The sequence below is a fragment of the Butyrivibrio sp. NATIVEDY162 genome (assembly GCF_045999815.1).
Lineage (GTDB): Bacteria > Bacillota > Clostridia > Lachnospirales > Lachnospiraceae > Butyrivibrio.
In genome coordinates this window covers 388,146-406,920 of the sequence record NZ_CP172574.1, presented here as the reverse complement: position 1 = coordinate 406,920, position 18,775 = coordinate 388,146, and the positions used below count along the sequence as shown (strand labels likewise).

19 protein-coding genes and 2 pseudogenes are annotated in these 18,775 nt (G+C 39.6%); 13 read left to right on the top strand and 8 right to left on the bottom strand.

Going from position 1 to position 18,775, the window contains the following annotated elements; all coding sequences use genetic code 11:
* Positions 1 to 27: 27 nt before the first annotated feature.
* Entirely contained in the window at positions 28 to 1,953 is a 1,926-nt protein-coding gene (locus ACHCNF_RS17990; RefSeq protein WP_408072417.1) for an EAL domain-containing protein, read from the bottom strand.
* Positions 1,954 to 2,404: 451 nt separating this feature from the next.
* Between ACHCNF_RS17990 and ACHCNF_RS17985 the strand changes: the two genes are divergently transcribed.
* Positions 2,405 to 2,725 (top strand): hypothetical protein, encoded by a 321-nt coding sequence (locus tag ACHCNF_RS17985; protein WP_408072416.1) that lies wholly within the window; start codon positions 2,405 to 2,407, stop codon positions 2,723 to 2,725.
* Here ACHCNF_RS17985 and ACHCNF_RS17980 read toward each other — a convergent pair.
* Entirely contained in the window at positions 2,722 to 3,132 is a 411-nt protein-coding gene (locus ACHCNF_RS17980) for a metal-dependent transcriptional regulator (protein WP_408072415.1), read from the bottom strand. The two genes, ACHCNF_RS17985 and ACHCNF_RS17980, sit on opposite strands and share 4 nt — an antisense overlap.
* A 534-nt stretch (positions 3,133 to 3,666) precedes the next feature.
* Here ACHCNF_RS17980 and ACHCNF_RS17975 point away from each other — a divergent pair.
* From ACHCNF_RS17975 to ACHCNF_RS17955, 5 genes and pseudogenes are all read left to right on the top strand, one after another.
* Positions 3,667 to 4,434, top strand: a complete 768-nt coding sequence (locus ACHCNF_RS17975) for a methyltransferase domain-containing protein (protein ID WP_408072414.1) — start codon at positions 3,667 to 3,669, stop codon at positions 4,432 to 4,434.
* Positions 4,435 to 4,437: 3 nt separating this feature from the next.
* The gene (locus ACHCNF_RS17970; RefSeq protein WP_408072413.1) at positions 4,438 to 5,184 is read left to right on the top strand and encodes a DUF6796 family protein; all 747 of its coding nucleotides are present in this window, start codon (positions 4,438 to 4,440) and stop codon (positions 5,182 to 5,184) included.
* Positions 5,153 to 5,236: pseudogene (locus ACHCNF_RS17965) on the top strand (alpha/beta hydrolase); the annotation flags it as partial. The gene ACHCNF_RS17970 and the pseudogene ACHCNF_RS17965, both read left to right, overlap by 32 nt.
* Before the next feature lie 125 nt (positions 5,237 to 5,361).
* Entirely contained in the window at positions 5,362 to 7,062 is a 1,701-nt protein-coding gene (locus ACHCNF_RS17960) for a M3 family oligoendopeptidase (RefSeq protein WP_408072412.1), read from the top strand.
* A gap of 49 nt (positions 7,063 to 7,111) precedes the next feature.
* The gene (locus ACHCNF_RS17955) at positions 7,112 to 8,608 is read left to right on the top strand and encodes a leucine-rich repeat protein (protein ID WP_408072411.1); all 1,497 of its coding nucleotides are present in this window, start codon (positions 7,112 to 7,114) and stop codon (positions 8,606 to 8,608) included.
* A 144-nt stretch (positions 8,609 to 8,752) separates the two neighbouring features.
* Here the strand turns inward: ACHCNF_RS17955 and ACHCNF_RS17950 are convergent, their stop codons facing one another.
* Positions 8,753 to 9,232, bottom strand: a complete 480-nt coding sequence (locus ACHCNF_RS17950; RefSeq protein ID WP_026490099.1) for a hypothetical protein — start codon at positions 9,230 to 9,232, stop codon at positions 8,753 to 8,755.
* Positions 9,232 to 9,441, bottom strand: coding sequence for a helix-turn-helix transcriptional regulator (locus tag ACHCNF_RS17945; RefSeq protein ID WP_408072410.1), 210 nt, complete (start codon positions 9,439 to 9,441; stop codon positions 9,232 to 9,234). The genes ACHCNF_RS17950 and ACHCNF_RS17945 overlap by 1 nt, the downstream gene beginning before the upstream one ends.
* A gap of 396 nt (positions 9,442 to 9,837) precedes the next feature.
* Here ACHCNF_RS17945 and ACHCNF_RS17940 point away from each other — a divergent pair, with 396 nt between their 5' ends.
* From ACHCNF_RS17940 to ACHCNF_RS17920, 5 genes and pseudogenes are all read left to right on the top strand, one after another.
* On the top strand, positions 9,838 to 10,317 hold the full coding sequence (locus ACHCNF_RS17940; RefSeq protein WP_408072409.1) for a cupin domain-containing protein: 480 nt from the start codon (positions 9,838 to 9,840) through the stop codon (positions 10,315 to 10,317).
* Positions 10,314 to 10,868, top strand: a complete 555-nt coding sequence (locus tag ACHCNF_RS17935) for a GNAT family N-acetyltransferase (RefSeq protein WP_408072408.1) — start codon at positions 10,314 to 10,316, stop codon at positions 10,866 to 10,868. The genes ACHCNF_RS17940 and ACHCNF_RS17935 overlap by 4 nt, the downstream gene beginning before the upstream one ends.
* A 65-nt stretch (positions 10,869 to 10,933) precedes the next feature.
* Positions 10,934 to 11,080 (top strand): hypothetical protein, encoded by a 147-nt coding sequence (locus tag ACHCNF_RS17930; RefSeq protein WP_408072407.1) that lies wholly within the window; start codon positions 10,934 to 10,936, stop codon positions 11,078 to 11,080.
* 99 nt (positions 11,081 to 11,179) lie between these two features.
* Positions 11,180 to 11,326, top strand: a pseudogene (locus ACHCNF_RS17925) (amino acid ABC transporter ATP-binding protein); the annotation flags it as partial.
* Positions 11,327 to 11,406: 80 nt separating this feature from the next.
* Entirely contained in the window at positions 11,407 to 12,789 is a 1,383-nt protein-coding gene (locus tag ACHCNF_RS17920) for an MATE family efflux transporter (RefSeq protein WP_408072406.1), read from the top strand.
* Between the two features lie 573 nt (positions 12,790 to 13,362).
* On the opposite strand, the gene ACHCNF_RS17915 is transcribed toward ACHCNF_RS17920, so the two are convergent.
* The 3 genes from ACHCNF_RS17915 to ACHCNF_RS17905 are packed head-to-tail and all read right to left on the bottom strand — an operon-like array spanning position 13,363 to position 14,239.
* Positions 13,363 to 13,701: a type II toxin-antitoxin system RelE/ParE family toxin gene (locus tag ACHCNF_RS17915; RefSeq protein ID WP_051201083.1), complete on the bottom strand. Its 339-nt coding sequence runs from the start codon at positions 13,699 to 13,701 to the stop codon at positions 13,363 to 13,365.
* Positions 13,698 to 13,961 carry a type II toxin-antitoxin system prevent-host-death family antitoxin gene (locus ACHCNF_RS17910; protein ID WP_026492994.1) on the bottom strand — a complete coding sequence of 88 codons (264 nt, stop codon included), beginning with the start codon at positions 13,959 to 13,961 and terminating at the stop codon, positions 13,698 to 13,700. Before ACHCNF_RS17910 ends, ACHCNF_RS17915 begins: the two co-directional genes overlap by 4 nt.
* Positions 13,962 to 14,017: 56 nt before the next feature.
* On the bottom strand, positions 14,018 to 14,239 hold the full coding sequence (locus ACHCNF_RS17905) for a hypothetical protein (protein WP_408072405.1): 222 nt from the start codon (positions 14,237 to 14,239) through the stop codon (positions 14,018 to 14,020).
* A 56-nt stretch (positions 14,240 to 14,295) separates the two neighbouring features.
* Between ACHCNF_RS17905 and ACHCNF_RS17900 the strand changes: the two genes are divergently transcribed.
* Positions 14,296 to 14,634, top strand: a complete 339-nt coding sequence (locus tag ACHCNF_RS17900) for a hypothetical protein (protein WP_408072404.1) — start codon at positions 14,296 to 14,298, stop codon at positions 14,632 to 14,634.
* A gap of 46 nt (positions 14,635 to 14,680) precedes the next feature.
* Entirely contained in the window at positions 14,681 to 15,613 is a 933-nt protein-coding gene (locus tag ACHCNF_RS17895; RefSeq protein WP_408072403.1) for a tetratricopeptide repeat protein, read from the top strand.
* A 65-nt stretch (positions 15,614 to 15,678) separates the two neighbouring features.
* On the opposite strand, the gene ACHCNF_RS17890 is transcribed toward ACHCNF_RS17895, so the two are convergent.
* Positions 15,679 to 18,735: a glycosyl hydrolase 53 family protein gene (locus ACHCNF_RS17890; protein WP_051205846.1), complete on the bottom strand. Its 3,057-nt coding sequence runs from the start codon at positions 18,733 to 18,735 to the stop codon at positions 15,679 to 15,681.
* Between the last annotated feature and the right edge of the window lie 40 nt (positions 18,736 to 18,775).

Genomic DNA, 18,775 nt, shown 5'->3' with positions numbered 1-18,775 from the left:
GAAAGCAAGAATAAGAATCTTGCCCTGCTATGCATTGACCATGCTTTCCATATACTTTACAAAGTCTGCAGGCGGAAGAGGTTTAGAGAAGAAATACCCCTGCTCATAGTCACACCCCATTTCAGCCATTTTGTCTTTCATCTCTTCTGTTTCAATGCCTTCTACAACAATTTCCATATTTGAGTGCCGGAACAGCCTGATCAGGTCAGGAAGAAAACCTGCTTTTCCTGCAAAGAAGGATCTTGTAAATGTCATATCCACCTTTACTACATGTATTGGCAGCGTCATAAGGCTTGATATATTGGAAGCTCCCGTACCGAAATCATCCAGCGAAAGCTCCGCTCCAATCGCCTGAAGTCCTGCTATCTGCATCTGGATCATGTCGTAGTCATCAATAAGGGATTCTGTAATCTCAAAGTCAAACATGCTCATAGGGATATTGTGCTTTGCCGCAATACTCGCCAGCTCCTGTGAAAGGCTGTTACTCATGCACTGAATGGGCGACAGATTAACATTTATAAATTCGATACCCAGCTCTTCCGGATCTATCCTCTCAAGAAAAATGCAGATTTTTTCAAATATCTGCCTGCCTATTTCCATAATGTCGCCGTTTTTCTCGGCTACATGTATGAAATCAAGTGGCGGGATAAAGCCCAGCTTTGGATCATTAAGCCTTGCCAGCGCCTCAGCCCCCAGGACCTTGCCTTCCTTGTTTGAATAAATAGGCTGGAAATAGACTTCAAATCTGTTATCAGCGATAGCATCCTTTACTGCTCTCTCTATTGATTTCTGATTCTTTACGCCTTTGATCATCTCATCTGAGAAGACATAGATACCACGCCTGTTTTCATTGTACGAATTGGCTACTGCATATCTTGCAAGATCTCCAGCAACTAAACCATCTGTATCAATAATCGAATCCGGTATCAGCATTGCTGATATTTTCATCTGCACGATGCCGTAATACGACTTTTGAAGAGCCTCATACTTTTCTTTCCACTCCTCCATCATTTTCCCAGGATCTTCATGAAGATGGCCCTTTATGAGCAGGATGAAATTGCCGTTCCTCGTATAAAAAGCACTGTATTTCGGGTAGCTGCTAACAAGCCATGAAGCTATAGCCTTAAGGCCGTCATTCACCTGGCTGATTCCATAAACTGATTTAGATTCTTCATAGTTGTGGATTACCATTGTCATGAGGCTGAAAGGGACTTTTCTTTCCCAGTAGTCAAGACCTATCAGATCAAGAGCATCCTTGTTCAGAAGCCTTGTCCTGTTGTCCCTGTAGAGATCCGGATTCTCTGAAGTCAGGTATATGATGATGATACAAAGGATACTGAAATAGCTTGTAACAAGCATATGATAGAACTGCTTTCTTATTATGATGCCTAATAAAAGAAGCAGATTAAATGTAAGCAGTCCCGCTTTCATTCGTCTTGAGAGCTTTGCCCAGTTAAATATTACAATTATCAGAGAAATAATGATGTAGAAATATGTACTGAAATAGATAGTCTTATAAAGAGAACAGTTGTGATAGCCATCCTCTGCAATCGTATAGATAGCCGATGTCCATGGAGTTGAAAGAATCAGCAGTACTGCCACCGAAGCTGGCAGCGCAGTCACGATCCTGAAAATCCAAATATTTTTATGGCTGTGGGATGACTCCGCCGTATAAGCAAAAAGTGCCCAGCCCCTGACAACAAATCCAAGGAAATAAGCGTGATTGATAGCATAAATCACCCAAAGTGGGTATTCATACCATATCTCATTCATCTCACAGGAGATGATATCCGCAGTAGTCATGACAAGATTGGCAAACATGACAAGCCAGAAACAGGAACTCTGCCTGATCGGCAGATTCCTTCTGACTCCATAAAACAGAAGAAGGATTACCTGAATAGGGATTGCTGCTATTGCAAAGTCATAGTTGAAAGGGCTGATCCAGTTAAACATAAGGGTTCTCCAATAGATTCAGTCAAATAGCTAACATACTACTCCTATTCTATTTTAATATGAACGCAATACCGATATCAAATAAAAGCTTTATAAACGAAACCCGGAAGTTTGACAGCCTAGCCTCATAAATCTTAGTTCAGCATACCCCTCAATCCCGCATAAAGACTGATATTTCACGGGGTTTTGACAGTCCAACTTCATAATAATACACACCTATTTCGATTGGAAGAGAAGAGGCTATATCGTAAAAAGCGGTGAAAAGGCAGTTGCCACTTTTTCCATATGGGCATCAAGAAAAGATGCTGAGGAAGGAGCAGAAAAGATGTTTATGAAGAAGGCATCTTTTTTCAAGGAGTCGCAGGTTGAGCAGGCAAGGCAGGAGCAGAAAGGAGCGTGAGGCCTATAAGATAGGAAGAGAGTAAGCCTAAGGGCAATTTCATAAGGGAAAATGCAGTTGCAGGGGATTATCACAGTAATCTTTTTGGTCTGGCAGCTGCATTTTTTCGCGGGGGAGCCCAAAGCCTGGACCCTTTCCCCCGCAACCCCTTTATATATTTCAAAGGCAATCAAAGATGGTATTGCAGCAAGTAATAAGCGTAGTGGCAGAAAGCAAGGGCAATTAGATAAATTGTCCCCGGAGCTGAGAGATGATATTAAAAAATACCTTCAAGACCGTTCTATCAAGCAAATTGATTTAATGAATAAGCATGGTGTTTCTAGAAATACACTCAAAAAATATATTGAGGCTATTAATGAGAATGGAGACTAAATTATGGATAAAAGCTTAATGGAAAAAATAATGAAATTTTCGATATGGAGGATATTGTGTCTTTTTATGGCTTTAAAGGATTCATCGCTTATATAATGTTCTATGCGGCATGCATCATCAGAAGCAGTTTTTCCGTTTACTCCGAGATTTATGAATAGGCGAGTGAGCACAGTGTGCCTTTCATAGATTCTGGATGCGATTTTCTGTCCTGCTTTTGTGAGTTTGACAAAGCCGGTGTCATCTATTGTGATAAAGCCCTCATCTTTCAGGATATGCATTGAGCGACTTACAGATGGTCTTGAATATCCGAGTTCTTCGCCTATATCGACTGCGCGTACATTTGCTTTTTTTTTGGAAAGCACATGTATTGTTTCTAGATACATTTCGCCAGATTCCTGTAAAGTCATCGAGACTTCCCCCTCTCTATGAGTAAAAGCATACAATAGCAAAGAACGAAAAACAATGCATAATGATACGAAATAAAGTGAGAAAACTTATTATTTGCTTGTATTGACAGAGCGGATTAGCATATGCTAACATTAACGTAGTTAGCGAAAACTAACAAGATATAATTTTATTAAGAAATCTCCTACCTAAGATGCCGTATCTTGCCAATGCGGCATCTTTTCTATGATTAAAATTTTCAGATGAGGCATATGGATTGTAGATAACAAGGCGGCTTTAAACTGATATTAAAGTTCCTTGAAGAGTGGGATGAATAGATGTTACTAAAAGAAAGATGACTATAAAGAAGGTAAAAAGAATAAGACTTCTCTTGAAAAAATAGTTAGCATAATCTAACATATAATAAAAATGATAAAGATTTTCATGATATAAAAAGAGGCCCGAGTTTTTGCGGGTTTTACTTTTGACACATGGTTAGCTACGTCTAACAAGTAAAAAGAGAAGGATAGATATGGTCAAGCATATGAGGAGGAGTGATGATGAAAGCTGATTACAAGAATTGGATGCCGAAAGGCATGGTATTGGGAAGTCTTGGAATTACTGCAGCGATATGCATTGTTACAGTAATTTTGGGTATTACTTCGATAGTTGGAAAGGTTTTGCTAATCCTGACAGTACTATTTGCGCTTATAACCCTGTGGATGTACCTGATGTACAGGGCATTTTCCTATAACGGAACACGGCAGATGTCTAAGCAGATAATAGAAGGCGTTTCATCCTATGTAAAAATTCCAGTTGGCGGTAAATGTCTTGATGTTGGTTGTGGAAGTGGAGCGTTAAGCATCGCCTGTGCAAAGAAAAATCCAAGTGCTCAGATCATTGGTATAGACAGATGGGGCAAGGAATATGCTTCATTTAGCAAGAATCTCTGCGAAAGCAACTCAGCTGCTGAAGGTGTAAATAACACATCCTTCCAGCAGGGTGATGCATGTAAGCTTGATTTTGCAGATGAAACATTCGATGCAGTAACAAGTAATTATGTTTACCACAACATACCAAGTAAGGACAGACAGGAGATTCTTTTAGAAACACTTCGTACTCTCAAGAAGGGTGGATCTTTCGCTATTCATGATATTATGTCCAAAGCTAAATATGGAGATATGGAAAGTTTTGTCAAGAAACTTAAGGATATGGGCTACGAGGAAGTAAAACTTGTGGATACAACAAATGGCATGTTCATGAGCAAGTGGGAGTCCACATGGATGGCTCTTACCGGTTCTGCAATTCTTATGGGGAGGAAATAAGATATGGATAAGTTTAATGACATCGGAGTTGATAGTCGATTGGACTGGGACAGAATAGAGAAGCTTATGAAAATTGGCATATTTGCCGCATGTATGGTGCTCGTAGGAGATGTGCTTATAGGTTATGGAATGCATGACTCTTCTAAAGCAGGTATGGAATGGTTTTTATCAGCATATCTGCAACTGTCTGATACCAGAATGTTCTGGTCAGCATTTCTTGGATTCATAGGTATTCCCCTTGAGGCACTTTGCTATTTTGGAGTGTACAGGTTGATTGTTCCTAAATCCCGGAAATATGCGCACATGTACAGAACAGGAATACTTGGAGTATTGGCTTTTGCAGGGTGTGGAGTGCATGTTCCATGCTTGTCCACATGCTTCTTTTACAAGTATATGAACGGTGCATCACCGGAGATTGCAGTGGATGCAGCTGTAAAATTCGGAAAATACTTTCTTTTACCGGGAATGATAGTTTTTTTTGCGTTCTGGATTATTCAGCATGTGGCACATATCGCTGCATTCACAAAAGGACTGACCCCATATCCAAAATGGTGTTGGATCTTCTGTCCGGCGGTAGGAATGGCTGCAGCAATGTTATTTAAGTTTCTTCCTGAGACGGAAATGCGCAATGCGATTACTGCTGCTTGGATCAGTATAGGAAATATGTGGATGTTTGCAGGACTTTTGATTATGGCGAAAAGGTTAAGGCTGGTGACTGATGACTATACACGAATTTGGACAGGAAAATGAAAAGGTTCTAGTTTTGATACATCCATCAGTAGTCATGTGGGATTACTTTGAGCTCTCTTACAAAAAAATGTGGGAAGTTTTCTCTTCTTATAGTATTATTTTATAGGATTTATGAATAAGTTAAATACAACCTGTAAACATAACAGTTTAATAGGTAACAAGATATAAGGAGAAGGTGTGAAAACGGTTAAATTTAGTGAGATCGAATATAAGCGCCCGGATATGGAGGCGCTTAAAAAAGCTCTGGAAGAAGCTACTGCAAAGGTTCTTAATGCCAAGAGCTATGAGGAAGTCAGGGACGCGTACTATGCTCTGCAGGAGCGTGAGCAGGCGGATGAGACAATGTCTACTCTGGCTTACGTCCGCAATACTATCAATATGAAGGATGAGTTTTACGACAAAGAGATCAAATGGCTTCAGGAAGAATTTGCCAATACCATCCCTCAGTACAATGCTTATGAGAAGGCTCTTACACAGTCTAAATTCAGACCGGAATTCGAGGCTGAATTTGGTGCCCAGCTCCTTAGAACGCTGGATGCTTCACTGATGACGAGTGATGAAAAGATTATCCCTGAGACAATACGCACTGAGCAGCTTGGTCAGGAATACTCCAAGACAACCGCAAGTGCGGTGACAGATTTCAGGGGAGAAGAGTGCAATTTTTATGGACTTCTCAAGCACATGCAGAGTACAGACCGCGCAGAGCGCAAGGAAGCTTTTGAAGCATGGGCTGCGCTTTATGAAAAAATCAGTCCCGAGCTTGAGGCGCAGTATGGAGAGATGGTAAAACTCCGCAACGAAATGGCTCTTAAGATGGGTTTTAAAAGCTATACTGATATGGCATATATCGATAGGAACCGCTTTGATTATAAGCAGGAAGATGCAGCAAAATTCCGCGAACAGGTCAGAGAGATAATCACACCCGCTGTTGCAAAGTTGCGCAAGGCGCAGCAGGAAAAACTTGGCATAGATAAACTTTATTTCTATGACGAGGAGTTGAAATTCCCTGATGGAAATGCTGCACCTATCGGAAGCGCAAAGGAGCTTGTGGACAAGGCACAGAGGATGTACAGAGAGATGAGTGCTGAGACCGGAGAGTTCTTTGATTTCATGAAAGAATATGAACTCTTTGATCTGGAGACCAGACCGGGGAAACGCATGGGAGGCTACATGACATCCATGCCCCTTTTCAAGGCTCCCTTCATCTTCAGTAATTTCAACGGAACTTCGGCAGATGTAGATGTCCTTACCCACGAGGCCGGTCACGCGTTCCAGGGATATCTTGCTATGAGATCAATTCAGGTGAATGCACTTCGCGGCTCAACAGCTGAGATAAATGAGATTCATTCCATGTCCATGGAGCACTTTGCTTATCCCTGGATGGAACTGTTCTTTGGCGATAATACTGAGAAATATGTTACTTCACATCTTTTTGATGCGCTCAGTACAATTCCTTATCTGGTAAGTGTTGATGAATTCCAGCATCAGGTTTATGCACATCCTGAGTACACAGCAGCTGACTGGAAAAGAACATGGCACGAGATAGAGCAGAAGTACATGCCATGGCGCGATTATGATGGAAATGAATTCCTGGAGGCAGGCGGTTTCTGGATGCAGAAGCAGCACATTTTCCTTTATCCTTTCTACTACATCGAATATGCTATGTCACAGATTTGTGCGTTCCAGTACTATGGGCGCATGAAAGAGGATAGAAAGGCAGCCTGGGAGGACTATCTACGCCTTTGCCGCGCAGGTGGAACAAAAGGATACTTAGAGCTTCTCAAGATTGGTAATCTTCTTAGTCCTTTTGAAGTCGGAACAGTTGAAAAGAGCACGGCTCACGTAATTGAGGAGCTTTCAAAGCGCTATATGGCGTAAATAAAAAAACGAAATAATACATAATGAAAAAAGATTGGGGAATTATGAAATGAAAAAAGTTTGGGGAAATCTGCTACTCTTTATCACATCATTTATGTGTGTGATAGCTTTATTTGGATTCGGGTCCATAAACTCGAAAGCTGCAACAAGTGTTAAGGCACCAACAGAAGTAGGCTTTGATAGCCGATTCTATACATTCAAGGCAGTATCAGAAGGATATTATACTGTTTTTATCACAAATGGGGATACGAAAATTTATAAAAGTTCAGAAAAGAAATACCCTGCTAACGCTAAGCCGAGTGCAGTTCCTTTTTTCTATGAAAGTCTGGATAATTTGGGAAAAATCACCTTATATGTGGTATGTTCTCCAAGCCCCAAAAACTATAACACACTGAAAAAATATCAATCTGATAAAGAGTGCAAAATTACAAAAGTATCAAAGACACTATCCCAAAGAACGCCCAAAGTTGAAGGCATCAAGGTAGAAGTAGATAACAGTAGAACACCTGCCATTAGGTACAAAGTAACTTGGGAATCTGCGAGCACCTTTAAGGAAATACGGATTGGTAATCCAAAAAAACACTCAAAATCTTGCGCCTATACGAGTCTTTCCTATTTTTATGTCGATATGAAAGATTACGAACAGCCACTGGAGATTTTAGCTAAATCCGATGATCTCAATAAGTTTGCGGATTCAGAGCCTGTGACAGTCACTCTTCCTGCGGTTGATCTTGAAAAAATATATAATAAAGGCTCATTTGAGATTGACCTTACAAATGGTACTTATGAAGTTGAAGACCTGGCATTGTCAAGCACAGTGGCGCACCTGGCTATGATATCAGAATTCGACTATAAGATAGTTAATGAACTCTCTATGGAAATGGACCTGGATAAAAACGGAAGCTATGACATTGCATATAAAATAGATTCGAGTACCTATAAAAATACTATATCCGTATTGCCTACCAACTCAATTAGGGATCAGGTGACGTTTGTAATGCCTAATGATGCCAAAAAAGATGCGATGAATGATCTGTCAGAAGATTATAGATTTTATTATGAAACCCTGAAATTTGTTTTTTCCAAACCAAAATCTCAGGACGCTTCTGATTCGAACGGTACTTTTTTTGTAAAAGGATCACCTGTGGACACAGCAAATATAGTGTCAACTGTGACCGTTAATGGTATCACCTACATAATTGATAGAAACGGCAATGCAACCGCAATTAAGATAGCGTCAAAAAAGAAGGCATCTCTAAACACCGTTACAGCTTACGGAAAAACTTATCCCGTTATTGCAATTGCTGATAATGCCTGCAAGAACAATAAGAAGATAAAGACAGTCACAATAGGCTCAAACGTTGCTACTATTGGAAAGAAAGCCTTCTATAAATGTAAAAAGCTAAAGAAAGTGACAATTAAGGCTAATAAATCCCTGAAAATCGGTAAGGGTGCTTTCAAGAAAATAAACAAGGACGCTGTCATCAAGCTTAATGGCGTAAAGGGCAGCAAAAAGAGGAAACTGTTAAGAGCTATCAAAAAGTAATTATGATGCTTTAGCACAGTCTATAAGCTGAATGAATTATGCAATTTATGATGTAACAGATAAAAGCCGAAGGATAATTCCTACGGCTTTTATCTTAAAGTGAAGCAAGTATTTTACACAGTTCCAGATAATATGGCTTTACGTTTATTCCTCGCCCGTATATGTTCTAGTATAGTGTATCATGCTTACTTTCTTGGCAATCCCCAGTATAAACAATGCTGCCATAATAGCAATTGCTGCTTCAAAACTGAAAAAGCTTACTACTATTGCAAATAATAATAGGAAAATAGCTGCAAACTTTACTGTAAACTTCCCAGATAGTGATTCGATATGACACATACGCTCATCATGCATTTCATTATAGATTTGTGTAAGTTTCTTATCATCCTTAAGAGCATTTGAATACTTTACAAGATGATAAATACTTATGATGTCCAATACGATTACCATTCCTATTACAAATCCCTGCATGAAATCAGCATAATTAGATGTTGCATACCTTGCAGTTATAGTTGGTCTCTGTGACACAAAATACAATGCTGCACTAAGTAGTATAATTCCAACATATGCAAAATTCTGTTTTTTAATTGATTCTCTCATCTGATTCATTTTTTTGTTATTCATTAGTCTTCTTCCTCCAAGCTCTCAAAATCAAATACTTCCTCAATGTTCATATTGAAGTGATGTGCAATCTTATACGCTAATATCAGAGACGCTGTATATTTTCCTACCTCTATAGAGGTAATTGTCTGACGCGTAGTTCCAACAATATCAGCAAGTTCAGATTGCGAAAGTTTATTCGCTTTCCTTAACTCCTTTATTTTGTTTTTCATGACAGCCTCCATACTTTTGCTAAGTTCGCTTTGCAAATCTAGTATAGTTTACTTTGCATATTGTGTCAAGCTAACTTTGCATTATTTTTTATCTTTTTTCAAAAATCATCCGTAAGCATTAAATAGGAAGCCCACACAGAATACCATTTTGAAAAATCAAGAAAGTTTAAGACTTTTCCTAGCTATGATAAAATGTGTTTATCGGGGACTTCTTAGTTCGTATTCGATGAGCATAATACGTATGATACATTACTTTTGATGAGCTTGAAAAAATGGGGTAAAGATGACAGAAGAAGAGATAATAGGCGGGGCTGACGGGCCAACTCCCAGAGATATAAGGATTTGTTAGTACAGCTTAGTATGTAAACGATAAGATGGATAATCATAAGGAGAGAGATGGAAAAAGCAGAGTTTTTAAAACAGAAATACAATTTGGTAAAACATCCTGAAGGCGGATGTTTTGCAGAAGTTTATACAGCACCTTTTTTACATGAAGACCGGTCACTTATGGGAAGTATTTATTTTCTGCTTGAAGGCGAGGATATTTCTCATTTTCATCAGATTGACTGTGATGAGATCTGGTACCACCATGAGGGCTGCGGGCTGAAGATTACCATGATTATAGATGGAAATGTATCTGAAGTTATAATTGGTTCTGGGGATGATCAGCTTGCCATGGCTGTAATTCCTAAAGGATCCATTTTTGCTGCAGAAAACCTTGATAAAAGCAGCTATTGTTTCATGTCGTGTGCCACAACTCCTAAGTTTACTTACGATGGATTTAGGCTTGTTGGTGAAAAAGAGGTAAGAGAAATCTGCCCCGCAGATTATGAGAAGATAAAGCACCTTGCTTATTCAGAGGATATGATCAGATGAAATTAAAGAAGCTTCGAAGCGCTGAGATAACAACCATATATAAGGAACGGCTGGTCCACGATTTTATCAAGGAAGAGCTTAAAAAGCTTCCGGTAATCCTAAAAGCTGTTGAAGATGGTGTATATGAGTGCCTGGGATTATTTGATGATTCTGAGATAATCGGGTACACGTTCCTTGTAAAGCAGGGAATGAACTTTCTTGTGGACTATCTTGCAGTGTTCCCTAAGTACAGGAATAAAGGGCTTGGCAGTGAAATAATTAAACTGATTCGTGAATATATGTCAGGAGCAGGGCTTATTATCTTAGAGGTAGAAGATCCTGCTTATACTAAAGAACGCGACCTTAAGGAGCTTCAGACAAGGCGCATCGGGTTTTATGAAAGAAACGGGTGTATAGATACCGGGCTGCGGGTACGGTGCTTTGGTGTTCCATTCATAATACTTGTGCTGGAAAATAGCAGTATCAGATCCAAGGAAAAGTTGTGGGAGATGTACAAGTCCTTTTACAGTGCAGTTTTTTCAAGGGATATAGTTGAGAAAAATATAGAATAGTTGATGTCGGAGGACTGTCTGATGGTGATATCACTGATGATTTAAGAGGTAAAGGATACGACTCTGTGGAAAGTATTGAGTCTGCCCTGCAGACAGCTCTTTCTATAGAAACAGAAGAGAAAAAGGAAAACTCCGAGCTTGTTGACGCAAAACTCATGATCTCAACTGACGGAGGGGAAACATGGCAGGGCTTTTGTTATGTAAAGGCTTAGATGGTGATCAGCTTATATGATAATGAATTCTTATTGCTAACCATAATAACTACTTAATTGTGCAATGCAGCGACTCAGAGTATTGTCTTCTTAACAACAAAACAAGTTGCTGACAGGGTAATCTTCATGGACGGTGGCGTTGTGGTAGAGGAAGGAAAGCCGGACGAGATATTCTATCGTCCGAAGGAGGAACGTACACGACAGTTTTTATCCAGGATCATGCCGGCGGATTCCTATGTGATCTAATAATTTTTAAGTCCAGGGAGCTTTTCGCAGCTCCCTTTTTCAATATCATTGATATGTTCTAACGGGAGAAAAAATGAAATATGACAGGAAATAGAAAACTGGTTAAGGAGATAATCATCCTTATCATACCGGCAATTATTGAATACTCGTTCCAGGCACTTGTCAATTATGCCGATTTTATTATGGTGGGGAAGCTTGGCATAGAGGCATCGGCAACTATAGGAATTACAAATGAAGTTACATTTCTTATAAAGGCAGGAGTAAATGCATTGGGTGTTGGTGTGCTTGCATATATGGCAAAAGAGATAGGCGCAGGAAACAGGGGAAAACTAAGGAATGCAACCCTGCATGCATATTTTCTTGCTTTAGTGGTGGGGATATTTACTACAGCTATCCCTCTTATCATTAGTCCGTACCTGCCGGTATTTCTTGGGGCTGCAGAAGATATAAGAAGACCTGCATCCATGTACTTTTCCATATGCTCATCCATGGGGATTTTCTTTGCCTTCAACGTGACAGCAGGAAGCATAAGAAAAGCGGATAAGGATATGGTCACACCATTACTGGTTAATGGTTTTATAAACATTCTGAATGTAATACTTAACTGGTTTTTGATTTACCCTGACAAGATAGTAAGCTTTTCAGTAATGGAAATAAATATCAGAAGAGGCAATCTGGGTGTTATGGGAGCAGCCTATGCAACTGCAATTGCCACTATGACAGGCGGAATCCTTATGCTGTTTTTCAATGAAAAGCATAAGGATACTGCGATGATAGCAAAGGCTGATATCAAGGACAATTTTCTGAGGGCTGAAGGAAAAAAAATTATAGGGCAGTATATTTTGGTTGGCATACCTGCTTTTCTGACATCTGTAGTTACAAGCCTTGGAAGAGTCATTTTTACTGCTATGGTAGTTCCTCTCGGAACAGAAATATACGCTGCCCACTCTATTGCATTTACGGCCGAATCGGCTTTTTACATCCCTGCTGTCGGAATGGCCAGCGCTGTTGCATCCCTTTCCGGCAATGTAAGAGGTGAAGGAAATCTAAAAAAACTAAACAGGCAAACCAACATGGTCTGCGTGATTATTGTATTCATTATGATGATAGCAACAGGAATATTACTGATATGTGCCAATGGAATTATTTCATTTTTTACAAATGATGCAGGTGCACTTATTCTGGCGCCGAAGCTCCTGCGTATTGTTGCAATAAATGAGCCTATGTTCGGAATCTCCATAGTCATGCAATATGTATTTAATGGAATTGGGAAAACCAAGATTCCATTGGTGGTATCAGGATTTACGCAATGGTTTGTGAGAGTCCTGGGGGTATTTATATTTGTTCATGTATTAGGATTTGGAATAGAAATAGCGTGGATATGCATGATATCGGATAATATCCTTAGAGCAATACTGCTATATGGCTGGTATTGGGCAGATAATAAAAGGATATTGGCGTGATGTGGAGGTTCGCGATTGAGGTTGGAGATTTTTGTAGACAATTTTTGATGGTTTTTGACTGCTGTAAATTGGGATATTGAGGATTAGGGCATGCAATTTTGATATACAGCATGCAACAGGTATAGTAATATTTTCTCATAAGATATTATGACTCTACAAGTGAAGAGCATATATAAAAGAGCGTTTTCCATGCATTGCAGACTGTGATAGCAGTGAACACCAGTTTGGTACAATATCATTTCGTTAAATCCTAATTTTTCGAAGTGCAGAAATTTTACGCGGTGCCGCGGTGAAGTATTAAAGTATTTCATAAGCTAATATGACGAACGTGTCATATTGGCTTATTTGCAGGGTTTTCATTGTGTTATGACGATGATGTCAGTATAAATATAATTCATAGGTTTGGGATTATTCATGAAAGTTTGTCAATTAAAAACGACCAATCTAAAGTCTGATATTAGATTGGTCGTTTTGCTAATTCTTAAGGACATGGTTTTAATGAATAGTATTTGTTAAACTGAGGAAAGTAAGCGCTTAGTCTTGAAAAAATCTGGTAGTTCTCTGCTTGTTATGTCAAAAAGGTTTATCTTCATCCTTGACGTGACCAAATAGAATTGACATATAATCACGCTTCCTCTGTAGAACTCTATCTACATACATCATGGTTCCTTCAAGCCTGTAAAATGCCAGATACTCTTTAAACCTTACTGAATAATACCCTGTGAACAATTCCTCATAATACAGAGGTGTTCCTGTTTTTGGGTGTTTGGACATCGATTCAATCTTATCCTGCAAATCATCAAGATATCTGTGTGTTATATCAAGGTCGCAAGAAACCAACAGTACATCATCAAAAATATCATCCATATCTCTTATGGCCTGTGGTGAATAATCAATGTCATAAGTAATCATTTCTGTCTGTTACGGAAGTGTGCCCTGACATCAGCTGCCGGAACATATCCCTCTTCCTCTCCGGAACGTCGTCCCTTATTGAGCTCACACATAAGACGAAGCATAGCCTTAGTCTTTTCTATTTCTTCGTCTTCTTCTATGTCTCTAATAGTGTATTTTCCACGACCATTTACTGTAAGATATACCGGAGAACCATATTCAACCTTTTCCAGAACAGTATTATAATTTCTAAGATCTGAAACAGGACTAATTACTGCCATATCAATACCTCGCTTTCATTCTTATTTTAACATTACTCATTATATTAAGCAATATTTTAAGTAATATTTTGGGCAAACTCCTCATCTTCATATCTGATATAAGTGAGCTTAAAATCCTCACCCTCATATATCCTCACCGGATTTCCACGCACGATCTGTGCATGCTTGCTCCATGCGTCGTTTCTCTGTTTATCCTTGTTTGTTACATTCATCTCTTTAAGGACTACGGTGAGCTTTGAATCGATCTCTTCTGCATCCGGTATTATGCTCACATCCACAAACTAGTTCTTTCGCTTGTGACCAGGTCTGTGCTTGCTCTTGAAGATCCACTGCATTGTACCTACTGGCTACTGCATTAGAGATAGATGCAAGAGAAATCTGCTCTGAGATTTACGGAATCCAGGACCCTAATATGACAGATCGTTTTAATCTGGCGGCGGAAGATTCTGTGAAAGCTATAAAAGAAGAAAGGGTAAAAGAGATTTTTCTTAATCGGATATGTCCAACAATAACCAAGTTCGATAAGAAAGATATGCCTGTTGTAGACGATCTTCTCAGAGATTTTTATCAGCTTCCGGACACAGAACGTGCTGAAATGCTTGAACATATTGCGGTTTCGCTGAAATATCATGCAGATCCAGAGCGTGTAAAAGAGACACATTCTGTCAATTAAAGTGCTATTATAATATAGCGACTACGGGAGAAAAGAGGAATAAGTTTTGTCAAAAGTAAACATGCTAGATTTACCTGCAGAAGAATTTGCACGGAAGCTGGATAAAAGGAGCAAAGCCTCCGCCACCTTTTTTGTTGTTTCAATATTGGTATTCATCCTTATTTATTTTGGAACCTATATATCCGATATGATGGTTATCTTCTCAGATCTCGATGATAACATTTCAAAAATTCATTATATTATCTCTGCGCTTGTGCGTAATTTAGCTGGATGGGTTGTAATTGTCGGCATTATTGTCATTCTTTTCAGGAGCGCAAGAGAAGTCGTGTGGACGCAGAGCATATTTGTAGAACAATGCGATCCACGGAAATATGTAGATGTAGCTGACTGGAGGGTAAAACTTAATCGGCATATGTATAAGAACACTTACCTTGGAAGGTATTGCTTCAACTATGTATCAGCTCTGGGATATCTGAAAGAATATGAGCAGGCCTTTGCAAGACTTGATGAAATCAGCCAAAAGAAATTAAAGCCCATGAGAGCAATCTATTACAATTTTAAAAGAGGGAATCTTTACGCAGATCTGGGTAAAATTGATGAAAGCAAAAAGTGTTTGGAGTCATTAGATAGTCTGCTTGCCAGCGGAAAATATAAAGGTATGAAGCTTTCAAGCGCTACTCGTTATAGAGACAACCTCGAAGGAATCATTGCTTTAGCTGAAGGGAATTATAACAGAGCGGCGGAAATATATAGAAAGTTACTCGAAAAGAAGGAAGATCGCCTTAATACCATTATCTATAACCATCGTCTCGGTATGGCTGAGTATAATGCAGGCAATTACATGGATGCATACATGGCGCTGTCGAAAGCCTATGATCAGGGCAAAGACACTAAGCTGCCAATCATGGCGGAAGTTAACGAGAAATACTTTGAATTAAAAGATAAAGTGAACAGCTTATTTGGAAAAACGATAGCATAATACGAGCCGCTACAATAACTGAAGACGATTATTATAGCGGCTTTTGATGTTTTACAGATATATTGTCATTTTACTATTATTTTACACTTTGCCTTGAACTTACCATCCTTTGTAGTGACGGTAATTGTTGCCTTGCCCTTTGAAACAGCTGTAACTTTTCCGCTGCGACTGACACGTGCAACCTTTTTATTACTGCTCTTCCAGGACACCTTTTGATTTGTGGCATTATAGGGTTTAACTGTTGCCTTAAGCTTATATTTTTTCCCTATCTTAAGGGTCTTCTTTTTTTTGTTTAGCTTAACCTTTGTAACCTTTACAACTTCACTCTCACTCTGAGCCTTGACTGTAGTTGCCTTTTCATCATTTACTACAGTTCGCTGTGAGGGCTGCGCATCATTTATATCTGCGCTATTATCCTGTTTATCATCTGTATCTACTTTTTCAGGTGCTGAAGCTATTTCTCCGGTCTTCCAAAGAGCAAAATCATCCCATGCTCCCCAGCAACCGGCTGAAGCATTTGTACTTGCTCCAATTGTAAGCCTGGTTCCATCATCGGTTATTTCTATATTATCTATCGTAGGATTCTGGAATTCCTGCCATTTTGTCACGCCTGCCTGGGCTGATTTCTCTTCACCATTAAGTATGGCATATAATTTGAACTCATCATTTTCGCCGGCATCGCCACCTTCAACAAAAGCGCTAAGACTGTATATGCCTTTATTTAGAGTAACCTCCTGCTCAACGTTAAACTTAAATGCTGTTCCATACCAGAATTTCATGCACCACTCACCGGTATGAACATTGGATGAATCCTGCTTGATTGCAATTTCGCTTGTGGATACATCAGATGTAATTGTCCAGCCCTTATCTCCTTCTTCAAATCCGGGGTTAGCAAGGAAATTCATAGGCTTTATTGTCAGCTTGCAGGATACTGCAACGCCTCCGTCAACATCTGCAGTTCCTGATATCATATAGACTCCGGCTCCGCTTTCCATTGCCGTTTTTATATCCTCTTCGGACCAAACAATATTTACTTCTTTGGTTGTGCCATCATTGTATTTAGCAGTACCTGTTTCAGGCAGCTTTATTTCTTCATCAATTACGGCTTCTACAGCATTAACATCAACACCATTTAACCTTAACTTAGCCTTTGCACCTGTTCTCATGTAGCTGTACATTTTTGCAGATGCTAACGGATGTCCATAGAAGTCAAACCATGCTTCGTTTTCCACAACGGCGCCGCCTCCGCCATATTCCTGTACCCCTATGTCATAATCCCTGGCATAGGAGCTGGCCCAACCTGTACCATAATTTTCCCAGTTATCTTTATTGGCTTCTATAGATATTGCTACTTCATCTCCTGATTCACCATGCATATTTACAGGTAGCCATGCAGGTTCCCAGTAAAAAACTCCAATGCCATTTTCTATCGACGCAACTGCATCAACTACCCCTCTTACGGAATCTGCCTGTCCCTGAGGAGATACATCGAAGTTAAAAGGCTCTTTCCCTGCATCATAGTCCTCTTGTGTTTCAGTATTTGCGCAGCCATCAGCGTCATCGAGTGTGTATACATATGAAGTCTCGGTAACCATTACCTTTTTACCATAGTTATTGGCAATGGCGGACAGTTCATTTTTCAGGTTATCGAGCGTTCCATGCCAATAAGGATAATAAGATGATGCAAAAACATCATAATCAACATTCTTAAGCTGAGATGCATAATAATCATATCTGCCACCTTCAGGATTGGTAAAATGTACTGCAACCAAAATGTCCTTAGACACTTCTCTTACGGCTTCTGCACCAGCTGCAAACATTTTGAGCATTCCATCCCAGCTTTTTTCACCGGCAATACCGTTATTAGTCTCATTGCCTACCTGAACCATTCCAACATTAACACCACTGTTAATAAGATCTTTAAGGCTGTCAATTGTAAACTGTTTTAGTGTAGTTGCTTTAGCATCGACATCCATATTCTTCCAAGCTTTAGGTGCTGTCTGCTTCCCGGGGTCTGCCCAGAAATCAGAATAGTGAAAATCTATAAGAACCTTCATCCCTGCGCCGGTTGCCCACTGGCCTATCTGTATAGCCTTAGCCAGATCGCAGGTACCACCACCATATCCATTACCATTTTCATCGTAAGGATCATTCCATACACGGATTCTCACATAATTAACGCCGCAGTCATGAAGGAAATTGAAATATCCCTGATCATCCAGCTCATTGCCATCGTAATCATAGTATTTCACTCCTCCATTCTTCAGAGCAACATAGGAGCTGACATCAACACCGGTAATGAAGTTCTCGTCGCATCCTTCGACCTTATTTACAAAAATCTCCGCCTCCACTGCGGGTTCATCCTGTACAGGATCCTGGTTATCCATCTGAGTATCCTCTTCATCATTTTGATTGTTTTCTGTTTCATCGGGCGTATCGTTCTGGTCAGAACCATCATCCGAACCTTCGTTACTACTATTATTGACAGTATAAAGTCTGACATTATCAATATCTCCCCAGTACGAACTATTTATATGCCCCGAAAAGGCAATAGTAAGATCTGTCATTTCATCTGTTAATGTAAATGCCTCTGTTTCATAGGTGCTCCAGTTATCCCAGCCACAGGTTGTAATATTCCAGGATACACCAGATACAGTTGCTGCCAAACCAGAATCTGCCTCTGCTCCATCTGCATCAAAACAGAGTTTATAGGTTCCTGCCGAAACCCCTGAAATAGTCTGCGATAAACTCATCTCCTCCGCTTCTGAATTATTATTCCAATAATTAAAAAATGATGTAGTATTATTTTTTGCCCATTCATCCATCTTAATTTTGTAACCTGACACATCACCATCAGCGCCTTCAAAAGAAACATCCCATCCGGTTGTATCTCCGTTTTCAAAATCACCGTTTTTTACGAGTCCGGTATCCTTCCACTTAATTTCCTTTTCTTCTTCCGCATTACCATCAGAAACATTTGCATCTAATGAAAAGGAATCCTCTGTGCCTTCTGCTTCTCCGGTCGCATAAGTTGTAATCCCGGTCTGTCCGGTAATCATCATAACTGCCATCGCTGCACTTATGTACGTAACAACATTTCCATTAAATCTGCCGCTTTTCATTGTAATCCTCCCTTTTGCTATACCTGCATAACTAATTTGT

Excerpts from the sequence above, each read along its gene's own strand:
- ACHCNF_RS17990 (WP_408072417.1), bottom strand. The coding sequence starts at position 1,953 with ATGTTTAACTGGATCAGCCCTTTCAACTATGACTTTGCAATAGCAGCA.
- ACHCNF_RS17985 (WP_408072416.1), top strand. The coding sequence starts at position 2,405 with ATGCAGTTGCAGGGGATTATCACAGTAATCTTTTTGGTCTGGCAGCTG.
- ACHCNF_RS17980 (WP_408072415.1), bottom strand. The coding sequence starts at position 3,132 with ATGACTTTACAGGAATCTGGCGAAATGTATCTAGAAACAATACATGTG.
- ACHCNF_RS17975 (WP_408072414.1), top strand. The coding sequence starts at position 3,667 with ATGATGAAAGCTGATTACAAGAATTGGATGCCGAAAGGCATGGTATTG.
- ACHCNF_RS17970 (WP_408072413.1), top strand. The coding sequence starts at position 4,438 with ATGGATAAGTTTAATGACATCGGAGTTGATAGTCGATTGGACTGGGAC.
- ACHCNF_RS17955 (WP_408072411.1), top strand. The coding sequence starts at position 7,112 with ATGAAAAAAGTTTGGGGAAATCTGCTACTCTTTATCACATCATTTATG.
- ACHCNF_RS17950 (WP_026490099.1), bottom strand. The coding sequence starts at position 9,232 with ATGAATAACAAAAAAATGAATCAGATGAGAGAATCAATTAAAAAACAG.
- ACHCNF_RS17945 (WP_408072410.1), bottom strand. The coding sequence starts at position 9,441 with ATGAAAAACAAAATAAAGGAGTTAAGGAAAGCGAATAAACTTTCGCAA.
- ACHCNF_RS17940 (WP_408072409.1), top strand. The coding sequence starts at position 9,838 with ATGGAAAAAGCAGAGTTTTTAAAACAGAAATACAATTTGGTAAAACAT.
- ACHCNF_RS17935 (WP_408072408.1), top strand. The coding sequence starts at position 10,314 with ATGAAATTAAAGAAGCTTCGAAGCGCTGAGATAACAACCATATATAAG.
- ACHCNF_RS17920 (WP_408072406.1), top strand. The coding sequence starts at position 11,407 with ATGACAGGAAATAGAAAACTGGTTAAGGAGATAATCATCCTTATCATA.
- ACHCNF_RS17915 (WP_051201083.1), bottom strand. The coding sequence starts at position 13,701 with ATGATTACTTATGACATTGATTATTCACCACAGGCCATAAGAGATATG.
- ACHCNF_RS17910 (WP_026492994.1), bottom strand. The coding sequence starts at position 13,961 with ATGGCAGTAATTAGTCCTGTTTCAGATCTTAGAAATTATAATACTGTT.
- ACHCNF_RS17890 (WP_051205846.1), bottom strand. The coding sequence starts at position 18,735 with ATGAAAAGCGGCAGATTTAATGGAAATGTTGTTACGTACATAAGTGCA.